Genomic DNA, 22,370 nt, shown 5'->3' on the forward strand with positions numbered 1-22,370 from the left:
ATCGACCCCGGCCGTCACGAGGAGGGCCCCATGACCGTCCCGCTGCCGCCGCTGCCGCCCGCCGCCGACGACGCGTACCGGCCGGGTGGGCGAAGCGTGGCCGACCTCGTGGACACCGAGCACCGGGCGCTGCTGGGGCTGGCCGACCGGGTCAGCGACGCGGCGCTGACGGCGGCCGAGCGGCGCGACGTGCTGGACGTGCTGACCGCCGCGGTGTCCCGGCACCTGTCGGCCGAGGAGCAGTACCTGTTCCCGGCGGCCCGGGCCGCCATGCCGGACGCCGTCGAGCTGGTGGAGCGGGAGATCGAGGCCGACGCCGGGCTGCTGACCGCGCTCAAGGAGCTGTCCGGCGCGGACGACCCGGCGGTCGCCGACGTGGCCGAGCGGGTGCGCCGGCACGTCAGCCGCGTCGCCGCGCTGGTCACGCCGCTGCGGGAGGTGGCGAGCGACGCCGAGCTGATCCGGCTGGGCAACCGGTGGGAGATCGCGGAGGAGGCGGCGCCGACCCGGCCGCACCCCGGTACGCCGGCCACCCCGCCCTGGAACAAGATCGTCGAGCCGGCGGTCGGGGTGCTCGACAAGGTGCGCGACGCGGTCTCCGGACGGCGTACCCGGCTGAGTGACCTGGAACACCGCCGCCAGAGCTGAGCCGATCGCCCCTTTCGCGTATCGGTTCGTGGTCCTACCGTCACGGTATGGATCTGGAGCTGCGACACCTGCGTGTGGTCTGCGCGATCGCGGAGACGGGGAGCGTCACCAAGGCCGCCTCGGCGCTCGGCCTGGCCCAGCCGGCGTTGACCGCCCAGCTTCAGCGGATCGAACGGGCGCTGGGCGGGCCGCTGTTCGAACGGGACCGCCGCGGCGCCCGCCCGACCGCGCTGGGCGAACTGGTGCTGGACCGGGCGCGGGTGCTGCTGCCGGCGATGAAGGGCCTGCGGGACGAGGCGGCCCGGATGGCCGGCGCGGGCGACCCGCTGCGCCGCTACCGCTTCGGCGGGGTGAACAGCCCGATCATGGGCCGGCTGGTGCACCGGCTCGCCGCCGAGCGGCCGGACGCGCAGATCACCACGTACGCCTCGTGGTCGGTGGACGAGCTGGCGCAGATGGTGGCCGGCGGCCGGCTCGACTTCGCCCTCACCGGGGTGTGCGGCGACTCGACGCCGTCGGCGGGGTTCGGGCTGAGCTGGCGGGAGGTGGCGGTGGAGCCGATCTGCGTGTTGCTGCCGCAGACCCACCCGCTGGCCGGTCGCGCCGAGATCGACCTGGTCGACCTGAGTCACGAGCGGTGGGTGGCCGCGCCGGGCGACGGCTGCTTCGGCGACTGCTTCGCCGCCGCGTGCGCCCGCGCCGGCTTCACCCCCAAGAAGGTGTACGAGGCGGACGTGCGGGCCGCCCTGGAGCTGGTGGACGCGGGCGAGGCGGTGGCGTTGTGCCAGGCCACGTTCCGGCCGGTCGCCGGGCTGGTCACGCGGCGGCTGGCCGGTTCGCCGCTGCGCTGGCGGCTGCTGCTCGGCTGGCACCCGGACGTGCCGGCGGCCGCGGTGGCCGACCCGGTGCTGGCGGCGGCGGTGGCGGCGTACACGGACGCGCTGGCCAACCATCCCGACTATCTGGGCTGGTTGCTGGCGCACCCGGAGTTCGGCGTGCAGCCCAACGGCACCGGCGGGGTGCGAATCGCCTGAACCCGGGTAACACCGGCGACATGACTGATCTGTATCCGGCCGCCGACCAGCGGGAGCTGCTGCGTCAGGCGGCCACCGCGCACACCACCGCCGCCGCCGAGGTGGAGGCGTTCCTGCGGCGGCTGCCGGAGGTGCCGGACCCGGCCGACGTCACCGAGTACGCCAACCTGCTCAGCCGTGCGGAGCGGGCCCGGGACGACCTGCTGGCCGCGGCGGACGCGGCCGGGCTGCGGCTGCCCAGCCTGGAGTCGGAGTAGACGCCGGCGCCCGGGTGGGTGACCCGCCCGGGCGCCGGCGTACCGGCTCAGCGTTCGATCAGGACGTCGTGGCCGAGGTCGAGCAGGGCGTGCCGCCACTCGTCGTCGGCGTTGCCCCGGCGTGGCCGCTGCGCGGTCAGCTCCCGGATCCGGGTGATCGCCTCGCGCATCACCTCGATGTCCTCCGGCGTGAGGTCCACCTTGCGCTTGCGCAGCACGGCGAGGATCTGCCGGCCGGGTTCGGGCAGGTCGAGGTCCGGGCCGGGGCCGAACGCCTCCTCCCCCGAGCCGCGGGTCAGCAGCCACTGCCGCAGCGTCTCGGAGGACACGTTCACCTCGGCGTGGAAGTCGTCCCAGATCACCTCGACCTCGGGGTCGAGTCGCGCCTCGCGTGCCATCACGCCTCCTCTGCCGGCGGCGGCCCGGATGCCGGCTCGCCCTCGTTCGGTGTGTGCTGCTTCAGGCCCTCCGGCGGCACCCGCACCCGGGACGGGTTCGCCGTCGGGGCCGCCTCGATCGGCTCACCGGCCCCGATGTCGCCGTCGGGGACCTCCTCGGGTTCGGTCATGTCCGCCCTTTCGATCCGTCGGTGACGAGGCGGTCCGGCCCGTGGGAACGGACCGTCGCCGGTCATCGGGGATGAGACGTGGTGGCTGCCGCGTGCCCGCGTTCACCGGCGGTGACGTCGAATACCAGCTGGTCGTCGCGGGCGTCGACAATGACCTTCTGCCCCGGGGATATCTCGTTCTCCAGCAGCATCCGGGACAGCCGGTTGTCGACCTCGCGCTGGATCACCCGGCGCAGCGGGCGGGCGCCGAACTCCGGCTGGTAGCCGTGCTCGGCGAGCCAGTCCACGCCGGCGGTCCTGAAGTCCACCTGGATGTCCTGGGCGTGCATGCGGCGGCGGGTCTCCTCCAGCAGCAGCCCGGTGATCTGGCGCAGCTGCTCGGCCTCCAGCCGCTGGAAGATGATCACCTCGTCGATGCGGTTGAGGAACTCCGGGCGGAAGTTCTCCTGGAGCCGGCGCATCAGCCGTTCCCGCAGCTCGTCGCTCTCCTGCTGGCCGGGCGCGCCGCTGGCGAAGCCGACGGTGCGCTGGGCGCCGGTGATCAGCTCCGAGCCGAGGTTGCTCGTCATGATCAGCACGGTGTTCTTGAAGTTCACCGTCCGGCCCTGGCTGTCGGTGAGCCGGCCGTCGTCGAGCACCTGGAGCAGGATGTTGAACACGTCCGGGTGCGCCTTCTCGATCTCGTCCAGCAGCACCACCGCGTACGGGCGGCGGCGGACCGCCTCGGTGAGCTGGCCGGCCTCCTCGTAGCCGACGTACCCGGGCGGCGCGCCGACCAGCCGGCTGACCGTGTGCCGCTCCTGGAACTCGCTCATGTCCACCCGGACCATCCGGTCCGCCTCGCCGAACAGCGCCTCGGCCAGCGCGCGGGCCAGCTCGGTCTTGCCGACGCCGGTCGGGCCGAGGAACAGGAAGCTGCCCATCGGCCGGTTCGGGTCGGCCAGCCCGGTACGGGAGCGGCGCACCGCCTCGGAGACGGCGCTGACCGCGTCGTCCTGGCCGATGATCTTCTCGTGCAGGTGCCCCTCCAGGCGCAGCAGCCGGTCGCGTTCCTCCTCGGTGAGCTGGGTGACCGGGATGCCGGTGGCCCGGGAGACCACCTCGGCGATCTCCGTCGGCCCCACCTCGGGCACGTGGTTGGGTCCCTCGTCGCCGCGGGCGCGGCGCACCTGGTCCTCCAGCTCGGCGACCCGGTCGCGCAGCGCGGAGGCCCGCTCGTACTGCTCGTCGGAAACCGCCTGCTCCTTGTCCCGGCGCGTGTCCTCGAGCTGCTGCTCCAGCTCGCGCACGTCCTCGGCGGGAGTGCGCGTCCGCAGCCGCACCCGCGCGCCGGCCTGGTCGATCAGGTCGATCGCCTTGTCCGGCAGGAACCGGTCGGTGACGTACCGGTCGGACAGCTCACCGGCGGCGATCAGCGCCTCGTCGGTGAACCGGACCTGGTGGTGCGCCTCGTACCGGTCGCGCAGCCCGCGCAGGATCGCCACGGTGTCCTCCACGCTCGGCTCGGGCACCAGCACCGGCTGGAACCGGCGGGCCAGCGCGGCGTCCTTCTCGATGCTGCGCCGGTACTCGTCGAGCGTGGTCKCGCCGATGACCCGCAGCTCGCCGCGGGCCAGGGCCGGCTTGAGCATGTTCGACGCGTCCATCCCGCCCTCGCTGCCGGCGCCGCCCGCGCCGACCAGCGTGTGGATCTCGTCCAGGAAGATGATCAGCTCGTCGCGGTGGGCGCGGATCTCGTCGATCACCTTCTTCAGGCGTTCCTCGAAGTCGCCCCGGTAGCGGGTGCCGGCGACCAGGCCGGACAGGTCGAGCTGGATCACCCGCTTGCCGATCAGCGTCTGCGGCACGTCGCCGTCGCAGATCCGTTCCGCCAGCCCTTCCACGATCGCGGTCTTGCCGACACCGGCCTCGCCGATCAGCACCGGGTTGTTCTTGGTCCGCCGGGACAGGATCTCCACCGCCTGCTCGATCTCGTCGGCGCGGCCGATCACCGGGTCGATCTGGTCCATCCGGGCCAGCTCGGTGAGGTCCTGCCCGTACTGGTCGAGGGTGGGGGTGCCGCGGTCCGGGCGCGGCGTGCCGGCCGCGCCCCGCTCGGCGCTGGCCGCCTGCAACGACTCCGGCTGGATCCGGCCGGCGGCGAGCATCCGGCCGGCCGGCGACTCGGGGTTCAGCGGCAGCGCCATCAGGATGTGCTCGGGACCGATGTAGTTGGCGCCCATCGCGCGGGAGAGCTGGTGCGCGTCCAGCAGCGCCCGCTTCGCGGCCGGGGTCAGCGACAGGTTCGGCGGCACCTCGCCCCGGGGCGCGCCCTCACCCCGCCCGCCGAGCGCGTTGACGAGCGTGTCCGGGTCGGCGCCGGCCCGGCGTACCAGGTCGCGCAGCGGCTCGCGCTGCAACGCCGCCCAGAGCAGATGGTCGGTGTCCAGGTCGTTGCTGTGCTTCTGAGCGGCCCGGCGGGCCGCGTCGGCGAGCATCTCCCGGGCGTCGGCGGTCATCAGTCGGGTGATGTCGACCCGGTGCGCCGGTCGGCGTCCCCCCTCGCCCCGGCCGAAGTATCGGGCCAGGAACTCGTCCCAGGGGTCGTTGCCGAAGTCACCCGGTCCCATCATCATCGTCCTCCGCAGTCGGTCGGCACGACCGGTACCCGGCACGCGCGGCACGGTCGGCGGTGGCTACCCGGCGGTCGGCGCGACAAACGCGACCGGATGGCAGGCTGAGGGCATGGAGAGCAGACCGCTGCTGGTCGTGGACGGCGCGAACGTGGTGGGCTCGCGCCCGGACGGCTGGTGGCGGGACCGGGCCGGCGCGGCCGCGCGCCTGCGCGACGCGCTGGCGTCCGTCGGGGAGGCGGGCCTGCCGCCGGAGCTACCCCCGCCGGTGCAGGTGGTGCTGGTGGTGGAGGGCGCGGCCCGGCACGTCACCTCGGCGCCCGGCGTCGAGGTGGTGTCCGCGCCCGGCTCCGGCGACGACACGGTGGTGGAGCTGGTGGCCGCCGCGCCGCAGCGGCGGCGGGTGGTGGTCACCGCCGACCGGGAGCTGCGCGAGCGGGTGACCGCGCTCGGCGCGGAGGTACGCGGCCCGCGCTGGCTCGGCCGCTAGATCATCCGGTTCCGTCAACGGGACCGGCGGGCTCGCCGACGGGACCGGCGGCGAGGTCTTCGCGCACGTCAGGGCCACAACCGGACACGCGGGCGACAACCGCCTGAGGGTGGATGCTCGCCCACTCGTTCCGATGGGTTGTAATGGAGATCTCTTTTGCCCCCAGGAGGTTCCGTGGCGAGCGTCGCCGAGCTGAAGGCCGCCATCGATGTCGCGCTCCAGCAGATCGGTGACGGCCAGACAGCGGTGCAGGCAGCGGGCGAGAAGCTGGCCGAGGCACAGCAGACCCTGGCCGGCGCGCTGGAGGGCAGCGGCCACGAGACGGTCGAGGCGGCCCAGGCCTCGCTGACACAGGCCAGCCAGGAGCTGGAGGAGTGTCTCGCCGCGACACTCGTCGCGGTCGAGCAGGCGCAACTCTACGTCGCGACGCTCTGAGGCCGGGCCGTGTCCATCGTCGAGGACATCGGCGCCCAGGTCCGCGCCGCCGCCGAGGACCTGCCGCTGGCACAGCTCGCCGCCGCGCTGGAGAAGCTCGGCCAGGCGCAGGAGCGGCTGCGCTGGGTACGCCAGGAGTCGGCCGACCCGATGGGGGTGCCGGAGCTGTCCTCGGCCACCGAGCACGCCGAAACCGCCGGCTACGCGCTGCGTGTGGCGCAGGAGCAGCTCACCGCGTACCTGGCCGCGATCGGGCTGGCCCCCGACGGCGCGCCGCCGGCCCCGCCGGGCGAGCGGCCACCCAGGCACGACACGCCGCGCGGCGAGGCGCCGCCCGCGCCGGGCGCCGCGCCCGAGCCGGGCGAGCAACCCGCGGTACGGCGCTGGTGGGCGGTACGGGTGGCGGAGCTGACCGGCGGCCGGGAGGGATCGCCCGACGAGCCGGACGAGCGCGTCGGGGACTCCCGGGAGCTGCTGCGCCGGGTGGTCGCCGGGGTCCGCTCCGGTGACCGGGACCGGCTGCACCGCGACCTGCGCGGCGCGCACGCCGACGTGGGGCTGGGGCTGGCCGCGATCGCCCCGCCGCTGCTGCGCGAGCTGGCCGGTGAGCTGCTCGGCCACCCGCCCCGCGCGGACGACCTGCCCCGGCTGCGCGGCGCGCTGGAGTCCCGGGTCCGTGACCTGCTGCCCGGCCTGCCGCGGCCGGTGCTGGACACGCTGCTGACCCGGGTGTGCCGGATGCCCCCGCCGCGCCGCGACGACGACGCGGAGCAGCCGCACGCGGCCGACCCGGCGGTCACCGCCGGCGTGCTCACCGGCGTGCTGCTCGACCGGCTCGGCCGGGACCTGCCGAAGGACACCGACGAACGGGAGACGTCCCGTGGCTGACGTCCGCACGCAACTGGTGACGCGGGTCCGGGGGATGCTCTCCGAAGCGCTGGGCGCCACCCGTACCCGGCTCGCCGCCGCCGAGGCGGAACTGACCGCGAGCCGGGAGCGGCTGGCGCGTACCCGCAAAGCCGCCGCCGCAGTGCCCGCCCGGGTGGGCGCGGCCCGCGACCGGCGCCTGGCCGAGATCGACGCCCGGCACACCGCCCGCCTCGCGGAGCTGGCCCGCCGGGCCGCCGCCGCGGCGCAGCGGGAGGCGCCGGGCGCGGCGTCCGCGCCCTGGGACCGCTGGCAGGCCACCCCCGCCGGCCGGTCCGAGCCACCGGGCGCGTTGCGGGTCGGCACGGTACGCCTCGACGGCGCCGAACCGGTGCCCGCGCTCGTGCCGCTGCTCGACGCCGGGCACGCGCACCTGGCCGGCGGCGACCGGGACGGCCTGGCGGCGGTGGTGCCGGCGCTGCTGCTGCGCTCGGTCGGCCGCGCCGACCCGGGCGCGGTGCGGCTGTACGGCTACGACCCGGAGCACCTGGGCGGCGGGCTGGCCGGGTTCGCCCCGCTCGGCACCGCCGGGCTGCTCACGTTCGTCGGACCGGGTGGCCTGGGCCGGCTGCTGGACGACCTGGTGGAGCAGATCCGCCGGATCAACGCCACGGTGCTGGCCGGTGAGTACGCCTCGCTGCGCGACCTGGCCGCCGCGACCGGACGCCGCCCGGAGCCGTGGCGGGTGGCGGTGCTGCTCGGCGGTGACGAGCTGTCCCGGCACGAGCGCGGCCAGCTCGACCGGGTGGTACGCACCGGCGCCGCGTGCGGCGTGCACCTGGTGGTCCGCGGCATCGAGCTGCCCGACGACCCGACCGTCACCCGGATCGTGGTCGAGCCGGACGACGCCCGGGTGGCCGGGCTGCCGGTGCGGCTCGACGCGCCGCCGCCGCCCGCGCTGGTCACCGAGACCTGCCGCGCGGTTGCCTCCCGGGTCGCCGCCGGCCCTCCCCCGACGCCGTTCACCGACCTGCTCCCGCCTCCGGACGAGTACTGGCGGGAGGACTCGTCGCACGGGCTCAGCGCGCCGGTCGGCGAGGGCCCGCACGGGCGGCAGGTGCTGCTCACGCTCGGCGACTACCCGCCGCACGCGCTGATCGGCGGCCCGTCCGGCACCGGCAAGACCAATCTGATCTTCGCCTGGATCGGCGCGCTCGCCGCCCGCTACTCCCCCGCCGAGCTGGAGTTCTATCTGCTGGACTTCAAGGAGGGCGTGTCCTTCGCCCGGTTCGCGCAGGGCCGGCGCGACCCGAGCTGGCTGCCGCACATGCGGCTGGTCGGCATCAACGTCAACACCGACCGGGAGTTCGGCCTGGCGCTGCTGCGCTTCCTCGCCGAGGAGCTGCGCCGCCGTGCCGACGCGGCGAAGAAGCACGAGGTCACGAAGCTGGCCGAGCTGCGCGCGGTCGACCCGGACGGGCACTGGCCGCGCATCGTGGCCGTGGTGGACGAGTTCCAGGCGCTGCTCGCCGGCCGGGACGTGGTCGCCCGGGAGGCCGCCGACCTGCTGGAGGACCTGGCCCGGCGGGGCCGGTCGCAGGGCATCCACCTGGTGCTCGCCTCGCAGGACGTACGCGGCATCGAGGCGCTGTGGGGGCGGCCCGCGCTGGTCGCCCAGTTCACGCTGCGGATCGCGCTGCCGAAGGCGCTGCGCATCCTGGCCGAGCGCAACGACGCGGCGCAGTCGCTGCCCCGCCACCACGCGGTCATCAACGCCGAGTCGGGCCTGGCCGAGGGGAACGAGGTGGCCCGCATCCCGTCGGCCAGCGACTGGGAGACGTGGAGCGAGCTCCAGCACCGGCTGTGGCGGATGCGCCCGCAGGACGCCGCGCCGGCCCGGCTGTTCGACGGCGACGCGATCCCGAAGCTGGCCGACGCGCCGGACTTCCGCGCGCTGACCGCGCCGGAGCAGGGCGTCCCGCGCAACCCGGTGGCGCTGCTCGGCGAGATCATCGACGTGCAGGCCCGCTCGGCGGCGCTGCGGCTGCCCCGCGCCCCGGGCCGCAACCTGGCGGTGCTGGGCACCCGGGTGGACGAGGCGTGCGCGGTGCTCGACGCCGCCGCCCGCTCGCTGGCCCGGCAGTACCCGCCCGGCGCGGCCCGCTTCTCCATCGCCTGCCTGGACCCGGACGCCGACCCGGCCGCCCGCGCGCTCTACGAGGACCTGGCCGGGGACGCCTCCTGGTACGACGAGGAGACGGTGCCGGAGCTGATGGCCGAGGCAGGTGACGGGCTGGGCGCGCCGGGCGCGTCGCGTACCCCGCACTTCCTGCTGCTGTACGCGGTGGACGCGGCCGCGGCGGCGCTCGCCGGCAAGGCCGGTACGCGCACCGGGCTGGAGCAGCTGCGCCGGATCCTGCACGACGGGCCGGAACGGCGTACGCACGTGCTGGCCTGGTGGCGGGGCGTGGCCCGGATGCGGGCCGACCTGGGCGGCGCGGGCGCGCGCACGGATCAGATCGGCGCCTGGGTGGCGCTCGACGTGCAGGGCGGTGAGCTGGGCTCCTCGCTGTATCCGGGCAGCGGAGGGCCGGACTGGTATCCCCGGCCGTGGCGCGGTCTCTACTTCGACCGGGCGGTGCACCGCACCGGACAGGTGATCATCCCTTATGGTCCGTCCCGATGAACGAACCGGTTACCAGTGAGACGTACAGCGCGCAGATCCGCCGGCTCGCCGAGCTGACCGCCCGAGTGGCCGCCCAGCGGGCCGAGGCGCACACCTGGTACGACCAGCAGGTGGCCGCCGCGGACCGGGCGGTCGCCGAGGCCACCGAGCAGATGCGGCAGGCCGAGACGGAGGTGGCCGAGGCGTCCCGGATGGTCGAGCGGGTCGACGGCGAGGTCACTCACCTGTGGACGCAGTTGCGGGCCCGGCTCGGTGTGGGCGCCCGGCGGCTGGGTGACCCGCCCGGCCCGGTACGCGGGGCCGCCGGTGACCCGGTGCCGCTGCTGCGCGCGGTCCGGGACCTGCTGGAGCGCACCGGCGCCCCGGGTGAGCTGCCCGGCTCGGTGAATCCGCTGCTGATCGCCTGCGGCATCGGCGGGGCGCTGGTGGCGTACGCGCTGGGGGTGGCGGCGCGAGCGCTGGCGGCCGGCGCCAGCGGTGACCTGGCGGTGGGTCTGCCGGTGCTGGCGCTGGTGGTGACGCTGCTCGGCCCGGTGATCGGGCTGGCGCCCGCACGGCTGCTGGCCGACCGCCGCCACGCCGTGCTGACCCCACGCCCGATGATCCTGGTGGCCGTCTCCGGCCTGGTGACGACCCTGCTCCTGCTGACGGTGACCTACACCCGCTGACCGCCGCCCCTCACCCGCCGCCGATCATGAGGTTGGCGGCGCGACACGCCGTCGCGCCGCCGGTCAACCTCATGATCACCGGGTCAGGCGGGAACCAGGACTGCCTCCTTGAGCAGCCGGCGGGCCAGCACCAGGCGGTCGGCGTCGTCGTCGAGGCCGGGCAGGTCGCCGACCCTCGTCACCTCGCCGGTGAGCAGCGCGCGCAGCGCCGCCTCGCAGGTGCCGGGCAGGGTGAGCGTGCGGTCGGGCACGCGCAGCGTGACCCGTCCGTCGGCGGCCGGGGTGAGCTGCCAGCGCAGGCCGCCGCGCACCGCGACCTCGCTGTCCGCGTTCAGCCGGGCCAGCGCCTCGGCCTGGGCCAGCGGCCGGATCGGCGCCGGGCGGGCCGCCGGCCAGACCCGGGCACGCAGCCGGCCGGCCACCGCCGCCGGGTCGGCCCGCAGCAGCCAGTCGCGCAGCGCCTCGACGGTCTCGGTCAGCTCCGGCTCGATCGCGTCCGGGTCGGCCAGGTCCAGCCCGAACGGCAGGCTCGCGCGCAGCCGCGCGTCCTCGGCGGCCAGCGCGAGCAGTTCCTCGACCACCGCGTACCGGGTCAGCGCCCGGATGCCCACGGTCAGGTGCAGCGAGCTGGACTCCTGCGCCTGGGCGCTGTGCAGCCAGCCGCGCGGCAGGTAGAGCGCGTCGCCCGGAGAGAGCACCACGTCCAGCTCGGGGCGTCCTTCGGCGGTCGCGGAGACCTCGTCGGCCCGGCCGCCCCAGGGCTGGCGCTCCAGCGGGTCGGCCAGCACCGGCGGGTGGATGCGCCAGTGCTTGCGTCCGTCGACCTGGAGCACGAACACGTCGTGGGTGTCGTAGTGAGTGGCGAAGCCCTGGCTGCCCGCCGGGGTCAGGTAGGCGTTCACCTGCAACGGCTGGGCCAGCGCGGCGCCCAGGTCGCGGGCGAAGTCGACGATCGCCGGCCAGGTGCGGTGCAGGCCCTGCAGCACCAGCGTCGCGCCGTCGGCGTAGAGCGCCAGCACCTTCTCGTCGAGGACCTGGTCGCCGATCTCGGCGCCCGCGCCACCGCCGCCGGTGTACCGCGCCGCCGGCACGAGCCGGCCGTCCTTGGCGACCCGCAGGAACGGGGTACGCAGGCCGCGGCGGCTGAGCAGCTCGTCGGCGTCGGCGGGGCTGAGCAGGTCGGTGAAGCCGTCCGGGCTGGGCAGCTCCGCGGCGCGGGACAGCAGCGGGCTTCGCCCCCAGTGGTCGGCGGCGAACTTGGCCGGCTCCACCGTTACGCACCGGGCCAGCGCCTCGGCGGCGGAAAGCGGAACCGCCGGGCGGCCGTGGCCACCCGGCGGGTCGACGTGCGTGCTCATGTGTCAGGCGCTGCCGTCGGCGCCGCCGTCGTGCTGACCGGGGGTCGCGCCGCCGTCGGCCGGGCCCTCCGCGCTGCCGTCCGCGCCACCGTCGTGCTGACCCGGAGTCGCGCCGCCGTCGGCGGGACCCTCGGCGCCGCCGTCCGCGCCACCGTCGTGCTGACCCGGAGTCGCGCCGCCGTCGGCCGGGCCCTCCGCGCTGCCGTCCGCGCCACCGTCGTGCTGACCCGGGGTGGCACCGCCGTCGGCGGGGCCCTCCAGGCCGCTGCCGCCGCTGCTCTGGATGTCGTCGTCGTTCAATGCCATGGGTGCTCCCTCGGTGTGCCGCCCCGCGTGGTGCCGGGGTCCGTGTGCAGCGGGTGGTACCCCACGCCCGATCGTCTCTAACCACACGGTAGACGCCCGGACGCCGCCGTACGGACGGTTCGCGGGGCAAGCGGCCGGGACGGGTGGATGCCAGGATGGCGGGAGGACGACCGCGAGGAGGCGCACGTGACGCAGCCGGAGCCGCTCACCCCACTGGCCGAGGACTGGCAGCGGGCGCTCGCAGTGGTGGCGCACCCCGACGACCTGGAGTTCGGCGCCGCCGCCGCGGTGGCGCGCTGGACCGCCCAGGGCAAGGAGGTGGTGTACTGCCTGCTGACCAGCGGTGAGGCGGGCATCGACGGGATGGCGCCGGAGCGCGCCCGGGTGGTGCGCGAGGAGGAGCAGCGCGCCTCCGCCGCCGTGGTCGGGGTGCCCGTGGTCGAGTTCCTCGGCCTGCCCGACGGGCTGCTGGAGTACGGCGTGCCGCTGCGCCGGGCCATCGCCGCCGTGGTGCGCCGGCACCGGCCGGACGTGGTGCTGACGAACAACTTCCGGGAGACCTGGGACGGGGCGTACGCGCTCAACCAGGCCGACCACATCGCCTGCGGCCGGGCCACGCTGGACGCGGTCCGCGACGCCGGCAACCGGTGGATCTTCCCGGAGCAGCTCACCGACGGCACGCAGCCGTGGTCGCGGGTCCGCGAGGTGTGGGCGGCCGGGTCGCCGGCAGCCCGGCACGGGGTGGACGTTACCGACACGTTCGACAAGGGCGTGGCGTCGCTGCGGGCGCACGGGGCGTACCTGAGCGGGCTCGGCGACGGCGGTTTCGACGCCGAGGAGTTCCTGGAGGGCATGGCCCGGCCGGCCGGGAGCCGGCTCGGCGCGCGGTTCGGCGCCACGTTCGAGGTGTTCCAGATCAATCTTCAGTAGGGCGCGGCGATGATCCTGGTCGGCACGTCGGGTTGGCAGTACCGGGACTGGCGGGAGCGGTTCTACCCGGCCGGGCTGCCGCAGCGGCGCTGGCTGGAGCACTTCGCGTCACGGTTCGCCACGGTCGAGGTGAACAACGCGTTCTACCGGCTGCCCGAACGGGACACGTTCGTCGCGTGGCGGGAGCGTACGCCCGGCGACTTCTGCGTGGCGGTGAAGATGAGCCGCTACCTGACCCACGTCAAGCGGCTGCGCGACCCGGCCGAGCCGGTGGCCCGGTTCCTGGACCGGGCGTCCGGGCTGGGCGACCGGCTCGGGCCGGTGCTGGTGCAGCTGCCGCCGACGCTGCGCGCCGACCCGGACGCGCTCGCCGACGTGCTGCGCCGGTTCCCGGCCGGCGTGCGGGTGGCGGTCGAGCCGCGGCATCCGTCGTGGTGGACCGACGACACGAGGCGGGTGCTGGAACGGCATCGGGCGGCGCTGGTCTGGGCCGACCGGCTCAGCCGGCCGATCACGCCGCTGTGGCGCACCACCGACTTCGGCTACCTGCGGCTGCACGAGGGCCGGGCCCGGCCGTGGCCACGCTACGGCCGGTCCGCGCTGGCCGGCTGGACGCGCCGGCTCGCCGAGGCGTTCGGCGGCGGCGAGCCGGCGTACGTGTACTTCAACAACGACCCGGGCGGCGCGGCGATCGTCGACGCCGTCGCGTTCGCCGGGCTGGCCCGGCGGGCCGGGCTGCCGGTGTCCCGGACGCCGCCGGCCCGCCCCGCCGAGGGGGCGGGACGGACCGGACCGGCGCCGGGTCAGGGAATGAGCTGACGCAGATCCTTCGGCATGGTGGACTTCACGTCCTGCCACTCACCCTGGGTGACGTGCCGGCGCAACGTGTCCAGCACGACCTGCACCACCCGCTGCGCGCCGCCTTCGACGTCGTACGGGAAACCCTGGCGCACCTCGTAGAGGAAGTCGTCGCGGTTCAGCTTGATCGGCACGTTCTCCGGCTGCCAGCCGTCGAAGTAGATGCCGCGCACCAGCACCGGCAACTGCTGGGCGAACTCGACGCTCTCCTGCACCGGCATCCGGTCCCGCAGCAGGTGCAGCACCGTACGCAGCGCGGCGTAGGACTGGTTGCGCTGGTCCTTCGGCCAGCCGTACGCGGACTCGATCTCCTTGAGGATCACGTTCGTCTTGTCCAGCGAGGACTCGAACGCGGACAACAGCTGTTCGGCCATCGGGCTCACCCCCGGGTTTCGGTCTCCCAGCGTCGGTCTTCGGCACGGCGCGGCGGTCCGCTGGGTCCCCGCCACAACCGGGTCGGACTGAACCGGCCGGGCCGTTCGGCCCGCCGAGGCGCCTCGGAGCTGCCGACCACGTGCAGTACGCCACCGCGGCGTCGATCCGCCACCACCCGTACCGTCATGACCCACCTCCTCGTCGCGGCGCCCGAGCTGGCGCCCACGGTCCATGCTGCGGCGGGGGCGGGTGAGCGAGCCTCACCCTTACCGGGTGAGCCACTCAGGCATCCAGCAGGCCGGCGAGTGTGGTGGCGTTGCGCTGCGCGTAGTCCCGGTAGCAGTTGTTCATCAGGACGTGTGTCTGCTCGGCCTCGCCGGCCAGCTCGCGCAGTTTCGGCGCCCAGTCGCGCAGCTCCCGCTTCGAGTAGTCGTAGCCGAACTTCTCGTGGATGTCCTTGCTCGTCCACTTGTCGCTGTGCCCGTGGAAGCGGACCATCGCGAGGTCCGCGGTGGCCGCCAGCACCGGGGGGACGGACGACTTGTGTCCCTGCGGCATGTCCACGCAGACGAACGGCAGCGCGTGCTCGCGCAGGAAGCCGAGCGTCTCCTCGGCGTTGTCGCCGTCGAACCAGGAGGCGTGCCGGAACTCGAAGACCGGGCGCAGCGGCGCGCACCGGCGTGCCACCTCCAGCAGGTACTGCTTGTTGTCCCGCTTGATGGTGAACCAGGGCGGGAACTGGAACAGCAGCGCGCCCAGCTTGCCCGCGTCGACGAGCGGGTCCAGGGCGGACAGGAACCGCGTCCACACCTCCTCGTACGCCTGCGCGGGCAGGTCGTCCGGGTAGACGTTGCGCTTGTCCGTGTCCGGGCGCAGGTCCTTGTAGAGCGCGGAGACACGGGTGGGGTGGCCGGTCAGCAGGCTGAACGCCTTGACGTTGAAGGTGAACCCGGCCGGGGTGCGTTCGGCCCACAGCCGGGCGGTGCGCTCGGCCGGCGGCGAGTAGTAGGTGGCGTCCACCTCGACCAGCGGGAACTGCCGGGCGTAGTAGGACAGCCGGCGCTCCGGCGTGTCGGCGCTGTCCGGATACCAGCCGGAGTCGAGCAGCGTCCGGTCGGTCCACGAGGCGGTGCCCACCTTGATCTCACCCATGGTGGGAGTTCATCGCGTCGGCGGACCGACCGGCAACCGCATCGGCGTTCAGGCCGCCCGCCGCTCCCGGGTCTGCTTGCAGGCCACGCAGGAGGTGGCGGAGGGGAAGATCTCCAGCCGCTCCACCGGGATTGGGGCGGTGCAGCCCTCGCAGAAGCCGTAGGTGCCCTCGTCCAGGCGGGTCAGCGCGTGCTCGAACTGCGCACGCCGGTCCAGGATGGTGCGGAGCAGCGACTGCGCGGTGTCCCGCTCGGCGGTCTTGGTGCCGCTGTCGGCCTGGTCGTCGCCGGCGGTGTCGCCGACCTCGACCAGCCGCAGCACGTGGCTCTGCGCCAGCGTCTGCTCGTACTCGGCGGTCAGCTCGTCGTACCGCGACCGCAGGGACTGCCGGATCTGGTCGACCTCCGCCTGGGAGCGGCCGGTGGCTGTCGTGTCGTGGACGAGCATCGCTGCCTGCCTTTCCTACGTCCTCATACCGGACCGGGGCGGCCAGCGCCCCGGACCCCGGTCCGACTGTGGATGCGCGGGCGACGAGATCACCCGTGCTCTGTGAGCCGGGCGATTACCCCCGCCCACGGCGGCCCAAACCGGCTGTTCCTGAGTGTTTCCGGTGAGTCCGTAGCCGCTGGTCAGGCCGCCTCGACCAGCGCGGGGCGGCGCGGGTCGTCGGCCCGGACCACCACGTCGGCGAAGGACGCGGGGTCGACCTCGTCGGCGTAGCGGGCGAAGGCGGGCAGCGTCCAGCGAAGCGCCGGGTCGGTACGCCGGTCCAGCGCCGCCGGGGACAGCACGAGGTGGACCGTGACGTCGAACGGCAACGCGCCGCCGAGCAGCAGCGCGCCGCTGACCACTACCACCCCGCCGGGCGGCAGATCCACGTACGCGGCCCGGCTGGCCCGGTCGGCGGCGGCGTCCCAGAGCGACGGCAGCAGCCGGCCGGAGCCGTCCGGGCCGGCCGGGTCGAGCACCTCACGGCGCAGCCCGGGCTCGTCGAGCCAGCCCTCGTAGTACGCGTCGGGGTTGGTGCGGCCGTGCTCCAGGCGGACCGAGGCGGGGCGGAGGAAGTCGTCGGCGCGTACGTGCAGCACCGGCCGGCCGGCGGCGCGCAGCGGGGCGACGAGGGCTTCGGCGAGCGTGTCCGGTGCGGCGGCGGGCGGGCCGTCCACGGCGACCCGCAGCCGGCCGGGCGTCCCGGTGCGGGCGAGACGCCCGGCCAACTCGGTGACGAGCCGGTCGGGGCTGATCGGGCGGACACGCATCGGACCATCGTGCCGCGCGGGTGGGCGGGTCACCACCTGATCCCTCCGGGCGGTCAGGGCTCCGTCCGGCGGCGATCGGCGCGTGGGTGTCCCGGGTCAGCCGGTGCGGTCGATGGTGACGCGGGCGTCGTCGGCGAGCCGGTAGCCGACGCCGTAGACGGTGGTGACCAGCGGGACGTCCACGCCGACCTTGCCGCGCAGCCGGCGGACGTGCACGTCGACGGTGCGGACGCCGGCGTGCTCGTACCCCCAGACCGCGTTGAGCAGTTGCAGGCGGGTGAACACCCGGCGGGGGTGGGCGACCAGGTGCAGCAGCAGGTCGAACTCCAGCCGGGTCAGCGGCAGCGGCTCGCCGTCGCGCAGCACCGACCGGGACGAGGCCAGGATGTGCAGGGTCGGGATGGTCGGGGCGAGCGGCCGGGACGGCGCGCGGCCGGCCGGGACGGCGTCGGGCCGGCGCTCGGCCGGAACCGCGGCGCTGACCACCGCGTCGCCGCGTTCGAGCATCTCGCGGGCGGCGTCGAGCAGCCGGCGCGCGGCCGGGGTGAGCGACTCCTCACAGGCCAGTGGGATGTTCAGGGTGACGGTGAGCATGGGCGCGGCGGTGTTGGCGGGACGACGCTGGCCGCCGGGGGGACGACCGGGAACCGCGGGTTGGGACGTATGCCATCCGGCGCGCGACGAGGCGGGGCTGACCGACATGGTCCTCCTTGGGCTGGTCCGGGTATCTCCCCACGGCCCGGGACGCCGCCTCATCGATGCTTCCCGGCGTCTCTGCGAGGGTCAAGAGGCGGCTGCGTTGCATGAATGTGACATTTGACGAACACATCGGAGCCGTGCGCTCGCTCTGCGTGCGAGGCCCGTTGATTACAGCAGAGCGTCGTTTCGGGCTGGTACGGGGGGTCTCCCCGGCGGTTCACAATGGCGGATGCGACCTGAACGTGAACGCGGCGCACCCGGTTCTCCGGATGCGCCGCGTGCGGGAAGGGCGGGTCAGGCGTCGCGGTCCACGGTGATCGCGGCGTCGTCGGCGAGGCGGTAGCCGACGCCGTAGACGGTGGTGACCAGCGGCGTGTCCGGCCCGAACTTGGCCCGCAGCCGGCGGACGTGGACGTCGACGGTCCGGGCCACCGCGTGCTCGTAGCCCCAGACGTTGGCGAGCAGTTGCAGCCGGGTGAACACCCGGCGCGGGTGCTCGGCGAGGAAGAGCAGCAGGTCGTACTCGATCCGGGTGAGCGTGATCTCGGTGTCGCCGAGCCGGACCCGGCGGGTGCCGGTGAGGATGCGCACGCCGCCGCCAGCCGGTGGCGGCGGCGCGGTGGCGGCGCGACGCAGGTCGAGCACGGTACGGGCGGCCCGCTGCTCGTCCGGGCCGACCACCGCCTCGCCGGAGGCGGCGAGCTCGTCCAGCAGTTCGGCCAGGCGGGCCAGGCCCGGCGTCAGTGGGCCGGCGCCCAGGTCGAGGGTGATGGTCACGGTCGGCGCGGTACGCGGCCGGGGCGGCACTGCCCGGTCGGGGCGGCCCGATCGAGCCGGACGGGTGGTGAGGGCGACGACGGACATGGGAGCCTCCTGTGCGGGCGGTCGCCCCGCCCCGCCGGTGTGGCGGGACGGTCAGCGGAGCGCCCCACCGGCGGTGACCGGGGGCGCGGCGGACGAGGGTCGGGTCGGCGGGGTGGGACCGAGCGTGGGCAGGCCGGCGATGTGCCAGGCGGCGAAGCCGCCGACGACGTCGGTGGCCTTGTGCAGGCCGATGTCCTGGAGCGCGGCCGCGGCCAGCGACGAGGTGTAGCCCTCCTGGCAGAGCACGATCACCGGCACGTCGTAGTCGACGGCCTGCGGCAGCCGTGCCGCGCAGCGCGGGTCGAAGCGCCACTCCAGCACGTTGCGCTCGACGACGAGCGCGCCCGGCACGGTGCCCTGCGCGGCGCGCTGGGCGGCCGGGCGGATGTCCACCAGCAGCGCCCCGGCCCGGCACGCAAGGTGCGCCTGTTCCGGGTCGAGGCGGCGCAGGCGGGCCCGGGCGGCGGCGAGGATCTCGTCGATGCCCCGCGAGCCGGGTGGCGGAGCCGGACAGCGCTCGGTTGCGGTGGTGGGGATCTGCGCCATCGTGGCGTCCTTCCGTTCGTCGGGGTTGCGGGGGTGGGTCACCAGGCCACGCCGGCCTCGGCCACCTCGGCGACCTGGAGCCGGCCGGCGACGAGGCGGTAGCGGGTCATCCGGGTCAGCGCCGGCCGGTAGACGTGCACGCTCACGGCGGGCTGGTCGCCGTGGTTGGTGACCTGGTGCACGTGCCGTACGCCGAAGCGCCGCCCGGCGCCGGCGGCGAGCCGGTGCGGGCGCAGCCGCGCGCCGCTGACCGTCTCCTCGGTGAGCACGCCGGCCACGACCAGGAACGCGCCGGCGCTGCCGCCGTGGTCGTGCAGGCCGGTGCCCTGTCCGGGCAGCCAGCTCAGCGCCCACACCTCGTGCTCGTCGCCGGCGTCCAGGCGGGCGTACCACCGCTCGGACGCGTCGAAGCACAGCGGCACCGGCCAGCCGTCCGGGTCGGCCCAGCGGGCGGCGACGGCGAGCAGATCGGCGGGAGCGGTGCTGGTCATCGGCGGGACGTCCTCACGGTGCGGAGCGGATGTACCCGCACAGCTTAGACGGCAAAGCCTATCGGTTAAGTAGGTAATACCAGATGCTGGGACGCCGATTCGCGGGCTCAGCGCAGGACCGGCGGATCGACCTTGTAGCCGGGCACGGACGGCCAGCGGACGGTGAGCACCGTGGACTCCCGCTCGGCGTACCAGGAGTGGTCCACGCCCCGGCCCCACACCACGTAGTCACCGGGCGCGCGCAACACCACCGTGCGGTCCGTCAACTCGATCCGGAACGCGCCGCTGATCAGCACCAGCAGGGCGGTACGGCGCTCACCGGTGGCCCACCGGGACCGGCTCTCCCCCGCCGGGTGCACGCCCCACTTCACCTCGACGTCGGTGCTGTGCCGCACGTCCCCGGCCGGCTTGAAGTGACCCAGCAGCCAGCCCGCGTCGGTCGCGCCGTCCACCGCCGCGTTGCCCACGTACACCCGATCGTCCATGCGCGCGCCTCCCGTGCCCGGCTGCGCAAGCTACCAGGCGCGTCCGGCCGCGACGCCATAGCCTGGGCGGATGCCCGACGAACTCGACGACGAGACCATCGCCTTCGCCCACCGGATGTTCGACCTGGCCCGGGCCGGCGCCACCGAGGAACTGGCCGCCAACGTGGACGCCGGGCTGCCGGTCAACCTCACCAACGCCAAGGGCGACACGCTGCTGATCCTCGCCGCGTACCACGCCCACCCGGACACGGTGGCCGCGCTGCTGGCCCGGGGCGCCGACCCGGCGCGGGTGAACGACAGGGGACAGACCGCGCTCGCCGCTGCGGTGTTCCGGCGTCAGGAGGCGGCGGTCCGCGCGCTGCTGGACGCCGGCGCCGACCCGGACCACGGCGGCCCGTCGGCGGTCGAGACCGCCCGGTTCTTCGAGCTGCCGGACATGCTGGCGCTGCTGCGCCGCGAGTGAGCCCCAGGCGGTATACAGAGACGGTGGAGGATCCCGTACCCGAGCAGATGCGCGCGGCCGCGGCGGCGTTCCTGGCCGCGCTGGACGAGCCGGCCCGCGACGCCGCCCGGCATGCCTTCGACGACGAGCCGGCCCGGCGCTGGCTGGAGTACCGGCCACGGCCCCGGCCCGGCGTCGCGCTCGCCGGCCTGGACGTCGACGCCCGCAAGGCCGCCCACCGGCTGCTCGCCACCGCGCTCAGCCCGGCCGCGTACGCGCAGGCCATGACCGTGATGGCCCTGGAGGAGGTGCTGGACCGGGCCGAGGACTGGCGGCGCGGACGGCACAGCGGCGACTACTGGGTGGCCGTCTTCGGCGACCCGGACCGCGACGACGACTGGGCCTGGCGGTTCGAGGGACACCACCTGTCGGTGAGCATGACAGTCGCCGACGACCGGGTCTCCCCCGCGCCGGTCTTCCTCGGCGCGAACCCGGCCACCGTCCGGCACGCCGGCCGCCCGGTGACCCGGCCGCTCGGCCCGGAGGAGGACCTGGCCCGCGAGTTGCTCGACGCGCTCGGTCCGGGCGGCCGGTCCGCCGCGATCATCGCCGACGAGGCGCCCGCCGACATCATCAGCGCCACCCGGGCCACCGCCCCCGGCCGGCTCGACCCGCCCGGCGTACCCCGGGGGCGGCTGCGGCCGACCGGCCGGGCGCTGCTGGACCGGCTGGTCGCGCTCTACCTGGACCGGCTCCCGCCGGAGCTGGCGGCCCGGGAGGCCGACCGGCTCGACGGCGGCGAGCTGCACTTCGCCTGGGCCGGGCCGGTCGAGCCGGGCCGGCGGCACTACTACCGGGTGCAGGGCGACGACCTGCTGATCGAGTACGACAACACCACCGACGACGGCAACCACGCGCACACCGTGCTGCGCCGCCCGGCCGGTGACTTCGGCGCCGACGTGCTGGCCGCGCACCACGCCGCCGCCCACCGGCCCGGCCCGCTCAGCCCCGGCGCGCCTCGATGAGGAAACGGCGGGCGTACGCGACGAACGGTCCGTCGGCGCGGATCCGCTCGTCCAGGCGGCGCAGCTCGTCGGTGTAGCGGCCCACGGTGAAGCCGGGCACCGTCCAGACCACCTTGCGCAGGAACCAGACCACCGCGCCGATGTCGTGGAAGACGGTACGCAGCGTGGCCTCGCGCAGGTCGACGACGTTCAGCCCGGCGGCCCGCGCGTCGGCGACCGCCACCTCCGGGTGGCGGTGCTCCGGCGGCGGCAGCGGCCCGAGGATCGCCTCGCTCAGCTCCCGCACCGTGCCGGGGCCGATCTGCTGGGACAGGTAGGCGCCGCCGGGCCGCAGCACCCGGGCCACCTCGTCCCACCAGGTGTGCACCGGGTGACGGCTCACCACCAGGTCGAAGGCGGCGTCCCGGAACGGCAGCGGCGGGCGGTCGCCCACCCGCACCACTGTCGCGCCGAGCGGGCGAAGGTTGCGCCGGGCCACCGGCACGTTCGGCGGCCACGCCTCGGTGGCGACCAGCAGCGGCGGCGGCGCGGGCACCTCGGCCAGCACCTCTCCCCCGCCGGTGTCGATGTCCAGCGCCGCCTTCACGGCAGCCATCCGCTCGCCGACCAGTCGCGCGTACCCCCAGGGCGGGCGCTCCTCGGTGGCGCGGCCGCGCAGCCAGTCGAAGCCCCAGCCCTCGACCGGCGCCGCCTCGGCTTCGGCTACCAGTTCCTCGAACGTCCCGACCATGCCCGCGAGCCTGCCGCTCCGCGCCGACCGCGGCAACGGATTTCGGCCGGCGTCAGTACGGGCGTGGGCGGGCGATCTCGACTGTGGAACCGGCGGGCACGTCGGCGAACGGCTCGAACCCGGCCGGCTCGGTGACCCGGTCGAACTGCTGCATCAGCCGCGCGCCCAGGGCCACGCCGACCGCGCCGACGGCGAGCGCCACGAGTTCCGCGGCGAGCAGGACACCGGTCGCGCCCCGCTGCGGCGCGCTCGCCCGGATCAGGCAGGAGAGCAGGAACAGCGCCGCCATCACGGCGTTGACGAGGTTGAACATCAGCACCGTCCGGCTGGTCCGGCCGGCCCGCACGTCCCACAGGTCGACCATTCCGGCGACGGTGGTGAGCCCGGCCGCGACGAGCGCGGCCACCGCGGTCCAGTAGCCCACCTCACCGAGGAACGCCGGACCGCCCGCCACGTCGGCCAGGTCGAAGACCGCGGCACAGACGAACAGGCCGAACGGGAACGTCACCAGCATCGGTTGGATGGGGTGCCCCTGCACCCGTAGACGGCTCTGCATCGCTTCCTCCCCAGGTCCGCGCAGCTCAC

General features: G+C 75.1%; 28 protein-coding genes. 12 read left to right on the forward strand and 16 right to left on the reverse strand.

Translation table 11 applies throughout. From position 1 onward, the window contains the following. Positions 1 to 30 precede the first annotated feature (30 nt). Genes A8711_RS27635 through A8711_RS27645 form a run of 3 tightly spaced genes read left to right on the forward strand, consistent with a single transcriptional unit; the run spans position 31 to position 1,939 of the window. Positions 31 to 648, forward strand: coding sequence for a hemerythrin domain-containing protein (locus A8711_RS27635; protein ID WP_043324439.1), 618 nt, complete (start codon positions 31 to 33; stop codon positions 646 to 648). Positions 649 to 695: 47 nt separating this feature from the next. Beyond that, the gene (locus A8711_RS27640) at positions 696 to 1,682 is read left to right on the forward strand and encodes a LysR family transcriptional regulator (RefSeq protein WP_043324440.1); all 987 of its coding nucleotides are present in this window, start codon (positions 696 to 698) and stop codon (positions 1,680 to 1,682) included. 20 nt (positions 1,683 to 1,702) lie between these two features. Continuing rightward, positions 1,703 to 1,939: a hypothetical protein gene (locus tag A8711_RS27645; RefSeq protein WP_043324442.1), complete on the forward strand. Its 237-nt coding sequence runs from the start codon at positions 1,703 to 1,705 to the stop codon at positions 1,937 to 1,939. Positions 1,940 to 1,986: 47 nt separating this feature from the next. On the opposite strand, the gene A8711_RS27650 is transcribed toward A8711_RS27645, so the two are convergent. From A8711_RS27650 to A8711_RS27655, 3 genes are all read right to left on the reverse strand, one after another. Next, positions 1,987 to 2,337 carry a DUF3140 domain-containing protein gene (locus A8711_RS27650; RefSeq protein WP_043324444.1) on the reverse strand — a complete coding sequence of 117 codons (351 nt, stop codon included), beginning with the start codon at positions 2,335 to 2,337 and terminating at the stop codon, positions 1,987 to 1,989. Continuing rightward, the gene (locus tag A8711_RS32535; protein WP_166456064.1) at positions 2,337 to 2,507 is read right to left on the reverse strand and encodes a hypothetical protein; all 171 of its coding nucleotides are present in this window, start codon (positions 2,505 to 2,507) and stop codon (positions 2,337 to 2,339) included. Before A8711_RS32535 ends, A8711_RS27650 begins: the two co-directional genes overlap by 1 nt. Positions 2,508 to 2,569: 62 nt before the next feature. Next, positions 2,570 to 5,119 (reverse strand): ATP-dependent Clp protease ATP-binding subunit, encoded by a 2,550-nt coding sequence (locus A8711_RS27655; RefSeq protein WP_069089867.1) that lies wholly within the window; start codon positions 5,117 to 5,119, stop codon positions 2,570 to 2,572. 112 nt (positions 5,120 to 5,231) lie between these two features. Between A8711_RS27655 and A8711_RS27660 the strand changes: the two genes are divergently transcribed. From A8711_RS27660 to A8711_RS27680, 5 genes are all read left to right on the forward strand, one after another. Beyond that, positions 5,232 to 5,609, forward strand: coding sequence for a hypothetical protein (locus A8711_RS27660; protein WP_043324447.1), 378 nt, complete (start codon positions 5,232 to 5,234; stop codon positions 5,607 to 5,609). 174 nt (positions 5,610 to 5,783) lie between these two features. Next, a complete protein-coding gene (locus tag A8711_RS27665) occupies positions 5,784 to 6,044 on the forward strand; it encodes a hypothetical protein (RefSeq protein WP_030504016.1) in 261 nt (86 codons plus the stop codon). 9 nt (positions 6,045 to 6,053) lie between these two features. Beyond that, on the forward strand, positions 6,054 to 6,932 hold the full coding sequence (locus tag A8711_RS27670; protein WP_069089807.1) for a hypothetical protein: 879 nt from the start codon (positions 6,054 to 6,056) through the stop codon (positions 6,930 to 6,932). Beyond that, a complete protein-coding gene (locus A8711_RS27675; protein WP_069089808.1) occupies positions 6,925 to 9,597 on the forward strand; it encodes an FtsK/SpoIIIE domain-containing protein in 2,673 nt (890 codons plus the stop codon). Before A8711_RS27670 ends, A8711_RS27675 begins: the two co-directional genes overlap by 8 nt. Further along, positions 9,594 to 10,265, forward strand: coding sequence for a hypothetical protein (locus A8711_RS27680; RefSeq protein WP_069089809.1), 672 nt, complete (start codon positions 9,594 to 9,596; stop codon positions 10,263 to 10,265). The genes A8711_RS27675 and A8711_RS27680 overlap by 4 nt, the downstream gene beginning before the upstream one ends. An 83-nt stretch (positions 10,266 to 10,348) precedes the next feature. Here the strand turns inward: A8711_RS27680 and A8711_RS27685 are convergent, their stop codons facing one another. Further along, positions 10,349 to 11,623, reverse strand: coding sequence for a cupin domain-containing protein (locus A8711_RS27685; protein ID WP_069089810.1), 1,275 nt, complete (start codon positions 11,621 to 11,623; stop codon positions 10,349 to 10,351). Between the two features lie 3 nt (positions 11,624 to 11,626). Beyond that, a complete protein-coding gene (locus tag A8711_RS27690; RefSeq protein WP_030504021.1) occupies positions 11,627 to 11,929 on the reverse strand; it encodes a hypothetical protein in 303 nt (100 codons plus the stop codon). A 186-nt stretch (positions 11,930 to 12,115) separates the two neighbouring features. Between A8711_RS27690 and A8711_RS27695 the strand changes: the two genes are divergently transcribed. Both A8711_RS27695 and A8711_RS27700 read left to right on the forward strand, forming a co-directional pair. Next, positions 12,116 to 12,859 (forward strand): PIG-L deacetylase family protein, encoded by a 744-nt coding sequence (locus A8711_RS27695; RefSeq protein WP_069089868.1) that lies wholly within the window; start codon positions 12,116 to 12,118, stop codon positions 12,857 to 12,859. A gap of 9 nt (positions 12,860 to 12,868) precedes the next feature. After that, positions 12,869 to 13,678 carry a DUF72 domain-containing protein gene (locus tag A8711_RS27700; RefSeq protein ID WP_069089811.1) on the forward strand — a complete coding sequence of 270 codons (810 nt, stop codon included), beginning with the start codon at positions 12,869 to 12,871 and terminating at the stop codon, positions 13,676 to 13,678. On the opposite strand, the gene A8711_RS27705 is transcribed toward A8711_RS27700, so the two are convergent. The 9 genes from A8711_RS27705 to A8711_RS27745 all read right to left on the reverse strand — a co-directional run bounded on the left by A8711_RS27705 (position 13,663) and on the right by A8711_RS27745 (position 19,588). After that, positions 13,663 to 14,091, reverse strand: a complete 429-nt coding sequence (locus tag A8711_RS27705; protein WP_069089812.1) for a DUF2267 domain-containing protein — start codon at positions 14,089 to 14,091, stop codon at positions 13,663 to 13,665. The two genes, A8711_RS27700 and A8711_RS27705, sit on opposite strands and share 16 nt — an antisense overlap. A gap of 283 nt (positions 14,092 to 14,374) precedes the next feature. After that, positions 14,375 to 15,244: a DUF72 domain-containing protein gene (locus tag A8711_RS27710; protein ID WP_069089813.1), complete on the reverse strand. Its 870-nt coding sequence runs from the start codon at positions 15,242 to 15,244 to the stop codon at positions 14,375 to 14,377. 48 nt (positions 15,245 to 15,292) lie between these two features. Further along, on the reverse strand, positions 15,293 to 15,691 hold the full coding sequence (locus A8711_RS27715; RefSeq protein ID WP_043324464.1) for a TraR/DksA C4-type zinc finger protein: 399 nt from the start codon (positions 15,689 to 15,691) through the stop codon (positions 15,293 to 15,295). Positions 15,692 to 15,873: 182 nt separating this feature from the next. Further along, positions 15,874 to 16,503: a uridine kinase gene (locus tag A8711_RS27720; RefSeq protein ID WP_069089814.1), complete on the reverse strand. Its 630-nt coding sequence runs from the start codon at positions 16,501 to 16,503 to the stop codon at positions 15,874 to 15,876. A 96-nt stretch (positions 16,504 to 16,599) separates the two neighbouring features. Continuing rightward, the gene (locus A8711_RS27725) at positions 16,600 to 17,205 is read right to left on the reverse strand and encodes a winged helix-turn-helix domain-containing protein (protein WP_030504027.1); all 606 of its coding nucleotides are present in this window, start codon (positions 17,203 to 17,205) and stop codon (positions 16,600 to 16,602) included. Positions 17,206 to 17,496: 291 nt separating this feature from the next. Continuing rightward, complete coding sequence (locus tag A8711_RS27730; protein WP_069089815.1) at positions 17,497 to 18,066, reverse strand: winged helix-turn-helix domain-containing protein; 570 nt, start codon at positions 18,064 to 18,066, stop codon at positions 17,497 to 17,499. 51 nt (positions 18,067 to 18,117) lie between these two features. Then, positions 18,118 to 18,612, reverse strand: coding sequence for a rhodanese-like domain-containing protein (locus tag A8711_RS27735; RefSeq protein WP_069089869.1), 495 nt, complete (start codon positions 18,610 to 18,612; stop codon positions 18,118 to 18,120). A 38-nt stretch (positions 18,613 to 18,650) separates the two neighbouring features. Beyond that, positions 18,651 to 19,103: a cysteine dioxygenase family protein gene (locus A8711_RS27740; RefSeq protein WP_069089816.1), complete on the reverse strand. Its 453-nt coding sequence runs from the start codon at positions 19,101 to 19,103 to the stop codon at positions 18,651 to 18,653. A 107-nt stretch (positions 19,104 to 19,210) separates the two neighbouring features. Continuing rightward, positions 19,211 to 19,588 carry a signal peptidase I gene (locus tag A8711_RS27745; protein WP_069089817.1) on the reverse strand — a complete coding sequence of 126 codons (378 nt, stop codon included), beginning with the start codon at positions 19,586 to 19,588 and terminating at the stop codon, positions 19,211 to 19,213. Between the two features lie 70 nt (positions 19,589 to 19,658). Between A8711_RS27745 and A8711_RS27750 the strand changes: the two genes are divergently transcribed. Continuing rightward, complete coding sequence (locus tag A8711_RS27750) at positions 19,659 to 20,051, forward strand: ankyrin repeat domain-containing protein (RefSeq protein ID WP_064446128.1); 393 nt, start codon at positions 19,659 to 19,661, stop codon at positions 20,049 to 20,051. A gap of 47 nt (positions 20,052 to 20,098) precedes the next feature. Beyond that, positions 20,099 to 21,055, forward strand: coding sequence for a DUF3500 domain-containing protein (locus A8711_RS27755; RefSeq protein WP_369830132.1), 957 nt, complete (start codon positions 20,099 to 20,101; stop codon positions 21,053 to 21,055). On the opposite strand, the gene A8711_RS27760 is transcribed toward A8711_RS27755, so the two are convergent. Both A8711_RS27760 and A8711_RS27765 read right to left on the reverse strand, forming a co-directional pair. Next, positions 21,033 to 21,785 carry a class I SAM-dependent methyltransferase gene (locus A8711_RS27760; RefSeq protein ID WP_069089819.1) on the reverse strand — a complete coding sequence of 251 codons (753 nt, stop codon included), beginning with the start codon at positions 21,783 to 21,785 and terminating at the stop codon, positions 21,033 to 21,035. The two genes, A8711_RS27755 and A8711_RS27760, sit on opposite strands and share 23 nt — an antisense overlap. Before the next feature lie 52 nt (positions 21,786 to 21,837). Further along, a complete protein-coding gene (locus A8711_RS27765) occupies positions 21,838 to 22,341 on the reverse strand; it encodes a DUF2231 domain-containing protein (protein ID WP_043324476.1) in 504 nt (167 codons plus the stop codon). Positions 22,342 to 22,370 lie beyond the last annotated feature (29 nt).

Origin of the sequence: Micromonospora sp. II (genome assembly GCF_001709195.1) — a bacterium.
In the GTDB taxonomy this organism is placed as follows: Bacteria; Actinomycetota; Actinomycetes; order Mycobacteriales; family Micromonosporaceae; genus Micromonospora; species Micromonospora chalcea.